The sequence below is a fragment of the Pseudomonas sp. fls2-241-TYG-175 genome (assembly GCF_030209155.1).
GTDB classification, from domain to species: Bacteria; Pseudomonadota; Gammaproteobacteria; order Pseudomonadales; family Pseudomonadaceae; genus Aquipseudomonas; species Aquipseudomonas viridiflava.
Genome location: NZ_JARVSO010000020.1, coordinates 116,694 through 130,830, shown reverse-complemented (window position 1 = coordinate 130,830; position 14,137 = coordinate 116,694). Strand labels below are relative to the sequence as shown.

At 60.4% G+C, this 14,137-nt stretch carries 16 protein-coding genes; 4 read left to right on the top strand and 12 right to left on the bottom strand.

What is annotated here, in order from left to right; translation table 11 throughout:
• Positions 1-4 precede the first annotated feature (4 nt).
• The gene (locus tag QRN20_RS15570) at positions 5-484 is read left to right on the top strand and encodes a PAS domain-containing protein (RefSeq protein WP_025994242.1); all 480 of its coding nucleotides are present in this window, start codon (positions 5-7) and stop codon (positions 482-484) included.
• 95 nt (positions 485-579) lie between these two features.
• Positions 580-1,836, top strand: a complete 1,257-nt coding sequence (aroA, locus tag QRN20_RS15565) for a 3-phosphoshikimate 1-carboxyvinyltransferase (protein WP_122414800.1) — start codon at positions 580-582, stop codon at positions 1,834-1,836.
• 22 nt (positions 1,837-1,858) lie between these two features.
• Here aroA and QRN20_RS15560 read toward each other — a convergent pair whose 3' ends face one another.
• The 4 genes from QRN20_RS15560 to vapB all read right to left on the bottom strand — a co-directional run bounded on the left by QRN20_RS15560 (position 1,859) and on the right by vapB (position 3,911).
• Positions 1,859-2,515 carry a ChrR family anti-sigma-E factor gene (locus QRN20_RS15560; protein WP_058432083.1) on the bottom strand — a complete coding sequence of 219 codons (657 nt, stop codon included), beginning with the start codon at positions 2,513-2,515 and terminating at the stop codon, positions 1,859-1,861.
• Complete coding sequence (locus QRN20_RS15555) at positions 2,515-3,027, bottom strand: sigma-70 family RNA polymerase sigma factor (RefSeq protein ID WP_025994245.1); 513 nt, start codon at positions 3,025-3,027, stop codon at positions 2,515-2,517. The genes QRN20_RS15560 and QRN20_RS15555 overlap by 1 nt, the downstream gene beginning before the upstream one ends.
• A 252-nt stretch (positions 3,028-3,279) precedes the next feature.
• Positions 3,280-3,681, bottom strand: coding sequence for a type II toxin-antitoxin system tRNA(fMet)-specific endonuclease VapC (gene vapC / locus QRN20_RS15550; RefSeq protein WP_057410686.1), 402 nt, complete (start codon positions 3,679-3,681; stop codon positions 3,280-3,282).
• The gene (gene vapB / locus QRN20_RS15545) at positions 3,681-3,911 is read right to left on the bottom strand and encodes a type II toxin-antitoxin system VapB family antitoxin (protein ID WP_057410687.1); all 231 of its coding nucleotides are present in this window, start codon (positions 3,909-3,911) and stop codon (positions 3,681-3,683) included. Before vapB ends, vapC begins: the two co-directional genes overlap by 1 nt.
• A 158-nt stretch (positions 3,912-4,069) precedes the next feature.
• Between vapB and QRN20_RS15540 the strand changes: the two genes are divergently transcribed.
• Complete coding sequence (locus QRN20_RS15540) at positions 4,070-4,639, top strand: hypothetical protein (RefSeq protein ID WP_285360722.1); 570 nt, start codon at positions 4,070-4,072, stop codon at positions 4,637-4,639.
• A 9-nt stretch (positions 4,640-4,648) separates the two neighbouring features.
• Here QRN20_RS15540 and QRN20_RS15535 read toward each other — a convergent pair whose 3' ends face one another.
• From QRN20_RS15535 to QRN20_RS15500, 8 genes are all read right to left on the bottom strand, one after another.
• Positions 4,649-5,518 (bottom strand): aldose 1-epimerase, encoded by an 870-nt coding sequence (locus QRN20_RS15535; RefSeq protein WP_122434557.1) that lies wholly within the window; start codon positions 5,516-5,518, stop codon positions 4,649-4,651.
• Positions 5,493-6,473, bottom strand: a complete 981-nt coding sequence (locus tag QRN20_RS15530; RefSeq protein WP_122434558.1) for an EamA family transporter — start codon at positions 6,471-6,473, stop codon at positions 5,493-5,495. The genes QRN20_RS15535 and QRN20_RS15530 overlap by 26 nt, the downstream gene beginning before the upstream one ends.
• A 90-nt stretch (positions 6,474-6,563) precedes the next feature.
• A complete protein-coding gene (locus QRN20_RS15525) occupies positions 6,564-7,844 on the bottom strand; it encodes a TRAP transporter large permease (protein ID WP_122208556.1) in 1,281 nt (426 codons plus the stop codon).
• On the bottom strand, positions 7,845-8,372 hold the full coding sequence (locus tag QRN20_RS15520; protein WP_004883291.1) for a TRAP transporter small permease: 528 nt from the start codon (positions 8,370-8,372) through the stop codon (positions 7,845-7,847).
• Positions 8,373-8,435: 63 nt separating this feature from the next.
• Entirely contained in the window at positions 8,436-9,458 is a 1,023-nt protein-coding gene (locus tag QRN20_RS15515; RefSeq protein ID WP_058432086.1) for a TRAP transporter substrate-binding protein, read from the bottom strand.
• 81 nt (positions 9,459-9,539) lie between these two features.
• Positions 9,540-10,424: a glucurono-1,5-lactonase gene (locus QRN20_RS15510; protein ID WP_122711196.1), complete on the bottom strand. Its 885-nt coding sequence runs from the start codon at positions 10,422-10,424 to the stop codon at positions 9,540-9,542.
• A 44-nt stretch (positions 10,425-10,468) separates the two neighbouring features.
• Complete coding sequence (locus tag QRN20_RS15505) at positions 10,469-11,296, bottom strand: NAD-dependent epimerase/dehydratase family protein (RefSeq protein ID WP_122412249.1); 828 nt, start codon at positions 11,294-11,296, stop codon at positions 10,469-10,471.
• Between the two features lie 178 nt (positions 11,297-11,474).
• A complete protein-coding gene (locus tag QRN20_RS15500; RefSeq protein WP_285360716.1) occupies positions 11,475-12,743 on the bottom strand; it encodes an OprD family porin in 1,269 nt (422 codons plus the stop codon).
• A 480-nt stretch (positions 12,744-13,223) separates the two neighbouring features.
• On the opposite strand from QRN20_RS15500, the gene budC reads away from it, so the two are divergent.
• A complete protein-coding gene (gene budC / locus QRN20_RS15495) occupies positions 13,224-13,988 on the top strand; it encodes a meso-2,3-butanediol dehydrogenase (RefSeq protein ID WP_029242056.1) in 765 nt (254 codons plus the stop codon).
• The last annotated feature ends 149 nt before the right edge of the window (positions 13,989-14,137 follow it).

Sequence of the window (14,137 nt, the reverse complement as noted above, 5' to 3'; positions counted from 1 at the left end):
CCCCATGAGCAACGCTATCGAAATCAACGAGCTGCATTGGTTGCTGGCCGTCACGCAAAACATCGACGTGGGCATCGTGGTGCTCGACCTGAATTATCAGGTGTCGGTCTGGAACACCTTCATGGAGAACCGTTCGGGCGTGGTGCCTTACGTGGCCATCGGCAAGACCTTCTTCGAACTGTTCCCCGACGTAAACCAGCCATGGTTCAGCAAGAAAATCGACAACGTCGTGACGCTGGGCACGCCAGCCTTCACGATCTGGGAGCAGCGGCCTTATCTGGTGCGCTTCAAGAACTACCAGCCCATCACCGGGCAGGAAGAGTTCATGTACCAGAACACCACCCTGTTCCCGCTGCGCTCGACCACGGGCGAAATCAGCCATGTGTGTCTGGTGATCTACGATGTCACCGACGTAGCCACCAACCGTCATCAGTTGCAGGCGGTCAATGCTCAGCTGCAGAAGCTGTCTGGCGACCAGGGCTGAGGCTGTGTTCTTGCCAAAAGGCCTGCGTTCACCCATGAACGCGGCACCTTGCTCGTGCTAGGATCGCCATTTTTCCGCTGACGCTCAGGGACATCATGCGATCTCAAGCCACTCTCACTGTTTTGCCTGTCGAGCGCCCGCTGGTCGGGCGTGTCAGCCCGCCCGGTTCCAAGTCCATCACCAACCGCGCCCTGCTGCTGGCAGGTCTGGCCAAAGGCACCAGCCGCCTGACCGGCGCGCTGAAAAGTGACGACACCCGCGTGATGTCCGAAGCCCTGCGTCTGATGGGCGTGCAGGTCGATGAACCGGATGACAGCACCTTCGTGGTCACCAGTTCAGGTCACTGGCAGGCGCCGCAGCAGGCGCTGTTCCTGGGCAACGCCGGAACCGCGACGCGCTTTCTGACCGCAGCGCTGGCCAATTTCGAAGGCGACTTCGTGGTTGATGGCGACGAGTACATGCGCAAGCGCCCGATCGGCCCGCTGGTCGACGCCTTGCAGCGCATGGGCGTTGAAGTCAGCGCTCCTACCGGCTGCCCGCCGGTCGCCATCAAGGGCAAGGGCGGTCTGGCCGCCGGGCGCATCGAGATCGACGGCAATCTGTCCAGCCAATATGTGTCGGCGTTGCTGATGGCCGGTGCCTGCGGCAAGGGGCCGCTGGAAGTCGCCCTGACCGGCAGCGAGATCGGCGCACGCGGTTACGTCGACCTGACCCTCGCGGCGATGCAGGCGTTCGGTGCCGAGGTTCAGGCCATTGGCGACGCCGCCTGGAAAGTCTCGGCGACCGGCTACCGCGCCACGGATTTCCACATCGAGCCGGACGCGTCCGCTGCGACCTACCTGTGGGCCGCTCAGGCGCTGACTCAGGGCAATATCGATCTGGGTGTCGCCACCGACGCATTCACTCAGCCTGACGCACTGGCCAGCCACATCATCGCCAGTTTCCCGAATATGCCGGCGGTGATCGACGGCTCGCAGATGCAGGACGCCATCCCGACCCTGGCCGTGCTGGCCGCGTTTAATAATCAGCCTGTGCGTTTCGTCGGCATTGCCAACTTGCGTGTGAAAGAGTGCGACCGCATTTCGGCGCTGTCCCACGGCCTGTGCGCGATTGCGCCGGGGCTGGCGGTCGAGGAGGGCGATGATCTGGTGGTAAACGCCAATCCGGCACTGGAGGGCACGACGGTCGACGCCTTGATCGACACCCACGCCGACCATCGCATTGCGATGTGCTTTGCGTTGGCGGGTCTGAAGATCGCCGGTATCCGCATTCTGGATCCGGACTGTGTCGGCAAGACGTACCCAGGCTACTGGGACGCGCTGGCCTCGCTGGGTGTCGGCATTCAGCGCTGACAGGTGCGTTGCAGCCGTTCGGTCAGATGCCGATGAACGGCTGCATGATGCGCGCAAACAGGCCGTGAAAGCGCAGCGGCGAATCGGTGGCCAGCAGGCAGATGCATTCTCCATCGGCGACAGGCTGGTGATGGACGTCACTGTCCAGATCGGCAATGTCGCCTGCCTTGAAATCGCCCATTTCGTCGTGGAATGAACCCCTGAGGACCATGGTCATTTCACTGCCGCTGTGACTGTGCATCGGCATGCTGACGCCGGGCGCGCTTTTGAGCAGCATGAGGGTGCCCTGCGCGATACCTTCGGCCCGCACGCGCTGCACGCCGGGTGCGAGCGTTTTCCACTTCAACTGACTCAGGTACTGGCCGAAATGCGCCTGCAGGCACGCGGGCATCAAGTCGGGGTCTTCATTGGAGGCCAGCAATGGGTTGATCGCCGGGCTCTGGCGCGAAGCCGGCTCATTCAGCCTTTCAAGCATCGCGGCGCGTCCACGCAACGGCACCACGGTGCTGCTGTGCTGCTGCATCAGCACGCCGCCGATCTGTTCGGCCTCCCTCAACCTTGCCCGGCAGACCGGACAACGCTCCAGATGCGCGGCCGTGACCAGCGCGATGCTTTGTGCCAGCGCGCCCGCGGCGTAGCTGATCAATGTCGAATCATCCGGGTGTCTTAAGCTGTTCATCAGGACTCCTCGATCCGGGAGCGCAGCTTCTGGAAAGCCAGCCGCAGGCAGGACTTGACGGTGCCCAGCGGCATGCCGAGACGTTCGGAGATTTCGCGATGGCTGAGCGCCTCGAAATAAGACATGCGTAGCACCTTGGCTTGATCAGTCGGCAGGTTCTGTATGGCCGAAGCCAGTTGTTGCTCCTGACGCTGGCTGTAATCGAGCGTTCGGTCCTGTGGTGCTTCCAGGCGTTCAAGTTGTTCCAGCGAATTCTGTACCTGCACCCAGCCGCGGTCCTTGCGCACGCTGTCGATGTACAGGTTGCGCGCGATCCGGAACAGCCAGGTGCCCAGACTCGCCTTGCTCGGGTCAAACGTATCGGCCTTGTGCCACAACCTGAGCAGCACCTCCTGCACCAGCTCCTCGGCCTGACCTTCCGGCACATTCAGTCCCGTGAGATAGCGCAACAACCGCGGCGCGAAGTGATCGTAAATGCGCATGAAGCTATCGCGGTCCTGCTGGCGGGCCACGGCATTGACTTCATTGATCCAAAGTCGGGTTATCGGCGAATCGCTGGATGGGGTGGACAAGTGACAGAAGGTCCTGAGACTGGCAGTTATGCTCATGATCCACCTTCTGATCGTCGTTGTCTGGTTTTGGTTCGGTATGCCTGTGTGTTACGCAGGCGAAGCGGGAACGGATCACAGGGGAAAGAAGGTGGATTGAACGGACTTTTATCAGGGCTGGCGGGGCAGATAGCGTTATCTGCGGTGAATGGTGTACTAGGCGACCCAGTCGTTTACGCGCAAGCCTTCGACGCGACGGAATTCGCGCAGGTTGTTTGTGATGACTTCCAGCCCAAGAGAGCGGGCATGGCCTGCAATCATCTGGTCGTAAGGGCCAATAGGTGTGCCCGATCTGGCCAGCTCTGCCCTGATCATCCCGGTATGAGCCGCAGCATTACTATCGTATGGAAGTACTTCCAGGCGCGCAGCAAATCCTTCGACGACGGCCAGGTTTCTTTCAGGACTCAATGATTTTTCAGCGCCGTAGATTAGCTCCATCAAGGTGATTGCGCTTATGCATAACTGCCCGTGATGAAGATTGAACGCTTCACGTACAGAAAGTGGTTTGTTCTTGATTGTGAAGATGCAGATATTCGTATCGAGCATGTACTTCAACATCAGAACGACTCACGCAACTGATCGGCGGGCTGCTCTCGCTCTGTCATGAAGTCGGCGCTGACGCTGTCGCCATCGAACCAACTGTTCCACGTCTCACCCGCTGGCGAAATGATGCGGGTTCTGCCGACAGCGACAACATCCACGCGTTTCACATCGTCTGGAAGCGCCAGCGCCTTAGGCAGCCGAACGGCTTGGCTGCGATTACTTTTGAACACTGTTGATTGCTCCATGTAAGGAATCTCCTTCGCTGGAAATGAATGATCCAGAGTAAATTCTATTTGGGATATGTCAATGGTATATCCCGGCTCCTGTCATTTCCTACAGTAGAAACCGACGACGCAGGCTGATACACCGGTAGCTGAACATCATCACGTTCACGGAGCCGATCATGCCTCTCACTGTCGAGCGGTTTTTATCAGGTCTGGTTTGTCTGGCCACAGTTGTTTTGATCTGCGTGGGCACAACCCTGCTCATCGTGCCCGAGCGGGCTGAGGCTGAACCGGAGAATCAGGTCACTTGCGTGAACGGCGTGCACATCGCCAAGTGGTCTCCGGGCCTGACCAATACCCGTAAGCCGGTTGATATCACCACCAAAAGCTACTGGGGGCCTTGTGAGTCGCCTTCCTCTTACCTGAGTTTCAGCGCCTCGGCGGAGCAGAGATTTCAGGCGGATTTGTCCTGCCCGCGGCTGCGCAATCTGGCTTCGCCCATTACATGGGTGATCAATTGGGACGACCGGACGACCAGTACTTACGTGTTCAACACGGCGCTTCAGGAGGTGGAGGATAAGGGCTCGGTTGTCGTAGGGACCGGATACATCGTGGACGGCCGCTACCAGGGGGCCAGGGCGGTGACTGTCTTCGTGCTGGGCGACATCGATTCAATGATCGACGGCGACTGTGCCAGCCCCGCCGGTCTTGTCAGGATGAGTGGCCGGTCGGTGCTGGTCATAGAATGAATCGACAGGCTAAAGCGCCCGATAAAGCAGGCTGAACCCCAGCGTCATGGATTCTCCACGCTGCAACAGCTTCAACCCTGGATGCCCCGGCAGGTGATGGGCGTTGACCGGGTGACTGACCGGTTCAAAGCAGAAGAAGTCCAGCCCCGGCGGGCAGAAGACCAGAAAGTATTCGCTGCCGCTGGCCTCGCAATGCAGCTCGTAGCCCAGATCGGGCTGGCGGATGACGCTGCGGCCGTCCCATTCGGTAAAACCGTTGTCCAGCTTCGCGTGCGGCAGGCTGTTGCCGTTCCGGAAATTCCATTCGTCTGGCAGATCCTGCAGCTCGGTGGGCAGGCCTGCCTCGTCGCACAGCCAGACCTGCGAAGCCTTGGCCTGCAGACGTGTCTCGGGCGTGCGCGGCAGATAAGGGTGCAGGCCCAGTCCGTGCCAGGCTGCACGGCTGTCCAGATGTGTGGTGCTCAGCTCGATGCTCAACCGGCCGTCGAGCAGCGTGTAGCGGACTCGTGCCTGATAGGCGAAGGGAATCTGACTGTCGAGTTGCAGGCAAACATGAGTTTCAGTCTGCTCGACGACATCCCAGGCTTGTTGCCAGGCGCTGCCGTGAATGGGCAACGCATCGTTGACGCTGTTGGGCGACAGGGCGAGCCAGCCGTCGGGTGTGTCGAAGCCGCCGTCGCCGATCCGGTTCGACCAGGGCGCCAGTGGGTACAGCGCCAGTTTGCGAGGCGTACCAGCGGCCAGGGCTTCGTCGGAGCTGTGGCGCAGCAATGGCTGGCCGCTGCTCAGGACTGTCCAGTTGACGATGCTGCCGCCTGTCTCGGGCGCCAGGGTCAGCCGGGTCAGGCCGTCTTCAAGGGTCAGAACGTTCGCGGGCATGGTGCGGAGCCTCTTCGGTAGTGACGGATTTTGGCGGTGAAGGCGGTGTGGCGCGGCGCCAGGTCAGCAGGACGATGCCACTGACGACGATCAACCCACCGATGACCTGGCCGCTGCTGAGCAGTTGATCCAGAATCAGCCAGCCAAACAGCAGGCTCGCCACCGGTTCGATGTTCATGACCGGCGCATTGCGGGCGATGTCCAGGCGCGCCATGCAGATGAACAGCAGTGAAAAACCGACGCCGTACAGCAACACCAGACTGGCCAGCGCGGTCCAGCCGATGCGGCTGGTCGGCAGGTCCACGCCGCCGGGCAGCAGACCGCTGGCACCGGCCACAGCAGCGGCGATGAACACCACGACCATGGTCAGCATGCTGCGCACGGTGCCGCGCATGCTGGACAGCTTGTTGTCGGTGATCCACAGCGCGAAGGCAAACACCACCGCCGCGGTAAAGGCGTAGGCAATGCCTTCCAGCCACTGGGGCTCGCTGCTGCCGGGGTTGGACAAACGGTGCGGCACATCGAGCGCCAGAACCAGACCGAACAGAATCACGCCCATCAAGGCCGCCGCGCGGCGCGTCGGGGCTGAACCGCCCAGCGCCCAGGTCAGCAGCGCCAGCAGGATCGGCGAGACGTTGACCACCAGCAGAGCCAAGGCAACCGGAATCCGGGCCACGGCCGAATAGATGCAGAAGCTCTGGGTCGCGATCAGCAAGCCCAGCAGCAGTTGCCAGCGCCAGGTGCTGGCGGGCAGGTTGAGCCGTTCGCGTTGCAGCAGCACCAGACTGACGAGCACCAGCAGGGTGACACCGGAGCGACACAGAATCGCCAGCAGCAGGCCGGTGTCATGGTCGAAGGCAATGCGTGCGGCAATGTGATTGCCGGCGAACGAGCAGGCCAGCAGCGCCAGTATCAGGACGGCGATGTGACGGGGAAACAGGGCAGGGGCGGACATGCGGGACCAGCCTCCTTGGCTGGAAAAAGCAGCGCTGTCATGACCCTCGCGAACAAGAGCTCGCGAGGGCTGACAGTCAGTCACGAGGATTCAGAGCACAGCGCCTGGCAGCCACAGCGAGATAGCCGGGACGTAAGTCACCAGCATCAGCACCATGAACAGTGCGGCGTAGAACGGCAGCAGGGCTTTCACGGTCGCTTCGATGGTGACTTTACCCACCGCGGCGCCCACGAACAGCACTGCACCCACCGGCGGTGTGATCAGGCCGATACCCAGGTTGACCAGCATGATCATGCCGAAGTGAACCGGGTCGACACCGACACTGGCGACGACAGGCAGCAGGATCGGGGTGAGGATCAGGATCAGCGGTGCCATGTCCATGATGGTGCCGAGCAGCAGCAACATCACGTTGATGCACATCAGGATCACGTAACGGTTATCCGACAGCGTCAGGAACGCTGTCGTGATCTTCATCGGGATTTCCATCAGCGTCAGGATGTAACCGAAGCTGGCGGCGAAACCGATCAGGATCATCACGATGGAAATGGTCCGTGCCGCCCGGTGCATCAGCTTGGGCAGGTCGCGCCATTTGTAGTCGCGGTAGATGAACATGGTCACGAAGAACGACCAGACCACGGCGATGGACGCCGATTCGGTCGCGGTGAACACGCCCGACAGGATCCCGCCCAGAATGATGACCAGCGCCATCATGCCCCACAGTGCTTCACCGGCGATTTTCAGCGCCTGACGCATCGGGATCACTTCGCCTTTCGGGTAGTTGCGCTTGCGGGCGAAGATCATGCACAGGCCCATCATCACCGCGCTGAGCAACAGGCCCGGCATGATCCCGGCCATGAACAGCGAAGCGATCGATACCGTGCCGCCAGCGGCCAGCGAGTAGAGCACCGAGTTGTGGCTGGGTGGCGTCAGCAGGGCTTGCACCGAGCCGCTCACCGTTACGGCCGTCGAGAAATCCCGAGGGTAGCCGTTGCGTTCCATTTCCGGGATCAGCACCGAGCCCACCGAAGCGGTGTCGGCCACGGACGAGCCGGAGATGGCGCCGAAGAAGGTCGAGGCCACGATGTTGACCAGTGACAGCCCGCCGCGCACGAAGCCCACCAGCACCCCGGCAAAGGCCACCAGCCTTCGTGACATGCCGCCTTCGGCCATGATGGCACCGGCCAGTACAAAGAACGGAATCGCCAGCAGCGAAAATTTGTTCACGCCGCCCGCGATCTGAATCATCAGGGCATCGGCGGGGATCTCGATCCACCAGGCACCAATCAACGCCGACAAGCCCAGCGCGTAGGCCACGGGCATGCCGATCAGGATCAGTGCGATAAAGCTGCCCAACAGTACTAATGCGTCCATTTATGCGGCACCTTCGCTTTCTTCAATGACGTCGAACCGCATGACGGAGCGGTGACTCTGGTCACCCAGGAACATCCTTTCCAGCACGAAAATCAGGGTCACGATGCCGCCGATGGGAATCGGCAGATAAGAGATGCCAACCCGCAGAGACGGGATTTCACCCAGAAACTGATTCCAGGTGGTGGCGCACAGCTTGAAGCCCTTGACGATCATGAACAGCGCAACGATGGCCATCAGAATCTGCACGATCACTGTTGCCACTTTGCGCACCTGCAACGGCATGCGGTCGACCGCCATGGCCACGGCCATGTGTGCGCCAGCACGATAACTGGCTGCAGCGCCGAAGAAGGTGAACACCACCATCAGCAGAATGGCGACCGGTTCCGGCCAGCTGGAACCGCTGCCCAGCACGTAACGGGCGAAAATGCCCCAGGGAATGATCAGGGTCATGATCAGGACCGACAGACCCGCGATCCCGATACAGACCCGGTAAAGCGTGTCGTTGATGCGCAATAACGTATTTTTCATGGAGGCTCACCACAGCGGCGGCGAACGAGCTCTCGCTCGCCCCCGCGGCGTTATCGGACTGTCTTATTGGGCAGCTTGGGTTTTTGCCATCAGCGCAGGATCGGTCTGGACCGCTTCGATACGGCTGATCAGATCCTTGTAAGGCGCGCCGTATTTGTCACGCACGGCCTGGGTTGCGTCGTAGAACGCCTTTTTCTGCTCGGCAGTCAGGGTGATGAATTCCACACCTGCGGCCTTGAGCTTGGCTTCATCGGCAGCCGATGCGGCGTCCCACAGCTTGCGCTCTTCCATCTGCGCGTCGCGCGCCAGCTTCTTCACCAGGGTCTGTTGCTCGGGCGTGAGCTTGGTCCAGGTGGTTTTCGACATCACCACAGGCTCAGGCAGGATCAAGTGCTCGGTCATGGTGTAGAACTTGGCGTTCTGGTAGTGGTTGTGCTGGAAGTAGGTCGGCGGGTTGTTTTCCGCACCGTCGATCACGCCAGTCTGCAGGGCGCTGAAAATCTCGCCGGTGGCCATGGCGATACCGTTGCCGCCCATGTCGTTGATGGTGTCGATGAACACCGGGTTGCCCTGTACGCGAATCTTCATGCCCTTGAGGTCGGCGATGCTGCGTACCGGCTTCTTGGTGTACAGGTTGCGCGTGCCGCCATCCATCCAGGCCAGCGCGACCATGTTGAAGTTCGAGTTGGTGATCTTGTCGAGCATTTCCTGACCGATTTCGCCATCGATGATGGTGCGCATGTGCGCCTGGTCACGGAACACGAACGGCAGGTTGAACGCGTTGACGTCCGGTACCACCGGGCCGACGATGCCGAGGCTGACCCGGGTCATCTGGATGGCGCCGGACTGCACCTGCTCGACGACTTCCTTCTCCGAGCCCAGCACGCCGCCGGCAAACATCTTGAAGCTGATCTCGCCCTTGGTTTCTTCCTGCAGCTTTTTGCCCATATTCTGCTCGGCCACGACCGGCGGATAGCCGGCGGGGTGCACTTCGGCGAACTTGATTTTTACTTCAGCCTGCGCGATGCCAGACATGCAGAACGCGAGCGGAAGTGCAGCGATGAGAAGTGTGCGTTTGAAGTCCATGGATATCTCCGATTTTCTTGTTTTTGGTCGGTGCTATTGGGTTCAGTGCTGTTGCTTCAATGTTGTGGCTCAGTGTGTGGATCAATCCCGGAAAACAGGCTCCTCCAGGCCTTTGACGCCGGGCCGTAGAGCGAACACACCACCGGCGAGTGGTTGATCGCTCAGATCGCCGCCAGGGCGGATAGACGTCACGAACAGGGTGTCCATGTCCGGGCCGCCGAATGCGCACATGGCGGGTTTTTTCACGGGCACGACCAGTGACTGGTCGAGCTTGCCCTGTGGGGTGAAACGATGAATCAGACCGGCGTCATTGCCGCAGATCCAGTAGCAGCCATCGGCGTCGATGGCTGCGCCATCCGGGCGACCCAGATAGTTGTTCATGTCCACGAACAGGCGGCGGTTGTGCGGGGTGCCGCTGTCGGTGTCGTAATCGAAGGCCCAGATCTTTTGCACGCTGGGGTGCGAGTCGGACAGGTACATCGTTATGCCGTCCGGGCTGAACGCCAGGCCGTTGGGCACGATGAAGTCTTTCAGCACCGGTTCCAGCGTCTGTTGCCCTGCGCTGTAGCGATACATCGCGCCGACCACGGCACCGGCACTCATGTCCATGAACATGGTGCCTGCCCAGAAGCGTCCCTGACGGTCGCAACGACCATCGTTGAAGCGCATGCCGGGTCGTGCGTGCGTGGCCTCGACCAGAGGCGTGGCGGTCAGGTTTTCACCGTCGCCGGGCTGCAGGTGGAACAGGCCGCTTTCCATGCCTGCCACCCAGCCACCTTTGCCGTCGGCCGCGATGCAGGCCAGCATCTGCGGGGCTTTCCAGTGGCGAGTGCTGCCATCGCGTACGCTCCAGCGATGCAGGTGGCCTGCCGGGATGTCGACCCAGTACAGCGCCTGATCGCGGGCACTCCAGACAGGGCTCTCACCCGTAGCGTTTTGCGCATCCAGAATCAGTTCGGCATCCATGGCGCTCGTGTCTCCAGGCTGTTCAGGTTGTAAATGAGCGATGTTTACTCGTCGCCGAACGGCCCGGAGGCCACGAAGGCACCGCCCTGATAGACCATGGCCGGATCGTCGGCGGCCGGCATCGGCTGGGCTTCAACCTTGTCGCGAAACACTTCCGAACTGTCCTTGGGAACATAGCCCAGCTGGCTGGCCATGCGGTTGTCCCACCAGACGGTCTTGTTGTCCGATACGCCGTACACCACGGTATGGCCGACATTGGGCGTGTATAGGGAGCGTTCGAGCAGTTGGGTCAGATCATCGAAGCTGAGCCAGGTGCTCATCATTCTGCGGTTCTGCGGTTCCGGGAACGAGGAACCGATGCGGATGCTGACGGTTTCGATGCCGTAGCGATCGAAGTAGAAGCTGGCCATGTCCTCGCCGTAGGATTTGGACAGGCCGTAGTAGCTGTCCGGGCGGCGCGGAGAATGGGCGTCGATGGTTTCGTCCTGCTTGTAGAAACCGATGACGTGGTTGGAGCTGGCGAAGATCACGCGCTTCACGCCGTGACGGCGGGCGGCTTCGTAGATGTGGAATACGCCGCAGATGTTCGCGCCGAGGATTTCCTCGAACGGCCGCTCTACGGAAACGCCACCAAAATGCAGGATGGCATCAACGCCTTCGACCAACTGATGAACGGCGTTCTTGTCGGAGAGGTCGCAGACCTGGACCTCTTCATGGCTGCCAGCCGCCGGCGCCATTTCGGCGATGTCGGACAGTCGGAGAATGTTCGCGTAGGGACGCAGCGTTTCGCGCAATACCTTGCCCAGGCCGCCTGCCGCGCCTGTCAGCAGGAGGCGATTGAAGGGAGTCTGCGTAGTGTGAGCCGATGCCATGAGGAAGTTTCCTGATTGTTATTTTTTGTCATCTGTTGTCGTATGACTTGCCGGATTATCGGCAGCCCTCGCGCTGCTTGTCAACGCGCCCAAAGTATTAAGTGGCCCGTTGGTGAACCGCCGTCTGGACGCTTGCGCAGGACCAGGCCCGACCAGCGGAAGGGCCTGGTCCTATGCATCAAAGCAACGACAGCGGATAGCTGATGAAGACACGGTTTTCATCGAACTCGTTGGCGCTGAAGTCGCGTCGCAAACTGGAGTTCCGCCATTTGACGTTCAGGTTCTTGAACGTGCCGCTTTGTACGGTGTACGCCAGTTCCGACTCCCGGCCCCATTCCTTGCCGTCAGTGATATTGCCGGTGTGCACGTTGTCGCCACTGATATAGCGGTTCATCAGGGTCAGACCTGGTACGCCCAATACGGCGAAATTATAGTCGTGACGCAGCTGCCAGGATTTTTCCTTGGCGTTGTCGTAGCTGGAGTTGTAACTGTCGTTGGCCAGCGTGCCACCGCTGGTGCCGTTGACGCGCATCCAGGCCGTGTCGCCGCTGAGCTTCTGCAGACCGACATAGAAGGTGCTGCCGCCGTAACGGGCCGAAAGCAGGGCATAAGCGGTCTTGTTATCCAGATCGCCGGCCAGCTTGTTGCCGTCTTCCTTGCCGATGAAGTAGCCCAGGTTCGCGCCCAGGGTCCAGTCACCGAAGGTCTGGCTGTGCAGCAGGTTAAAGAACTGCTGCTGATAGATGTCCTGCAGTTCCGAGTACCAGACGCCGAGCTGAGTGCGTTTTTCGTTGAAGACGTATTCACCGCCGCCAAAATTGAAACGGTCGGACGTGAAGGCACCGCGACCGTTCATCGACATGTCTTCCATGCTGGCGTCGTTACGCGGGCTGTTGCCGCGGAACTGACCGCCATACAGCGTCAGGCCGTCGATTTCCTTGGAGGTGATCTGTCCGCCCTGGAAAGTCTGCGGCAGCGAACGGCCGTCATCGGAACGCAGGATCGGCAGCACCGGCATCCATTCGCCGACCTTCAGCTCGGTCTTGGAAAAACGTGCCTTGCCCGCCACGCCCAGACGACCGAAATCATCTGCAGGACGCCCGTCGCTGTGAATCGGCAGCAATTGAGTGCCGCCCGTACCGCGACCGCCATCGAGCTTGATCGAATACAGCCCGAGCACGTCGACACCGAACCCGACCGTGCCTTGGGTGAAGCCCGACTTGGCGTCGAGAATGAAGCTTTGCGTCCATTCTTCAGCCTTGCTTTGCGGGGCCGCGCTGTTGGGGAACGCGGGGTTGGTGAAATTGCGGTTGAAGTAGGCGTTACGCAGGTTGAGCGTGGCCTTGGTGTCGTCCACGAAGCCTTCGGCCATGCTCATCAGCGGGCAGAGCAGCGTCATGCTGCCAACGCCCATCAGGATGCGCGAACGGGTGGTGTGAGATGTCATTATTGTTGTGCTCCCTTGGTTTAACGAAACCGTCCTCTTTTCTGGCCTTGCACAGGCAAGAGCCGACACCGACGAGGATTATGTGATGCCTGTTTCCAGGCATGGCCCTGGCTGAAAGACAGCCGGGTACCGTTCGCTGACAGTCAGCGAAATCTATAAAACACGAGTGTCTTGGAATGCTGCGAGAGGATAGAACCTTGCCGCGGCGACGGCGATCCAGGGGGTTACGCAAGGTAGAGCGGGCATACGGACGCGAGTCTTCATGGAATGGGCCCCGGCTTTGTTTTTATTGTTTTGGCGTCATAGGTTGTCGTACAACTTCGCCGATTATTTACAGGGTGTGAAGGGTTTGTCAACGCACGATTAGTCGAATATCGACCGTTTGGAATGACCTGAAAGTGCCTCACGTGAATGAGAGTGAACGCGGCCGGGGGCCTCACAGTCCACCAGACACGTATTCACTTTTTCGGAGCATTTTCAATGAATCGTTTCACCCAGAAAGTCGTTGTGGTCACAGGCGCCGGTTCCGGAATCGGCGAAGCCACGGCCAAGCGTTTTGCCAGGGAAGGCGCCAGCGTGGTGCTGGTCGGCCGCAACGAAGAAAAGCTGAAAAAAGTACACGCGCAACTGGAGGGCGAAGGTCATCTGGTCAGGGCGGCCGACGTGGCGGACCTGAGCGATGTCGAGGCGCTGTTCAAGGAAGTCGCCAGTCACTTCGGCCGTCTGGATGTGCTGGTCAATAATGCGGGCATCGTGAAGTCCGGCAAGGTCACCGAACTTGAAGTGCAAGACTGGAAAGAGCTGATGTCGGTGGACCTGGATGGCGTCTTCTATTGCACCCGCAGTGCGATGCCTGCACTGATTGTCAGCAAGGGTAATATCGTCAACGTCTCGTCGGTGTCCGGGATGGGCGGAGACTGGGGCATGAGTTTCTACAACGCGGCCAAAGGTGCGATCACCAACTTCACCCGCGCGCTGGCGTTGGACCATGGCGCCGACGGCGTGCGGGTGAACGCGGTATGCCCGTCGCTGACCCGCAGTGAACTGACCGACGACATGATGGACAACGACGCGCTGATGGCCAAGTTCAAGGAACGCATCGCGCTGGGCCGTCCCGCCGAGCCTGAAGACATCGGTGACGTGATTGCCTTCCTGGCCAGCGACGACGCGCGCTTTGTCACCGGCGTAAACCTGCCGGTGGATGGCGGTCTGTCGGCCTCCAACGGACAGCCGCCGCAGGCTTGATAGTCTCCGGTGTAGCGCGGTCGTGCAGCAAGCACGGGACTGTGAGAGGCGCAACGACCTCTTCGACGTAGCGCTGTCGCGCGGCAAACTTGGTGGGAGCGGACTTGTCCGCGAAAAGGCTGTACATCCGACGAATATTCATCGACTGA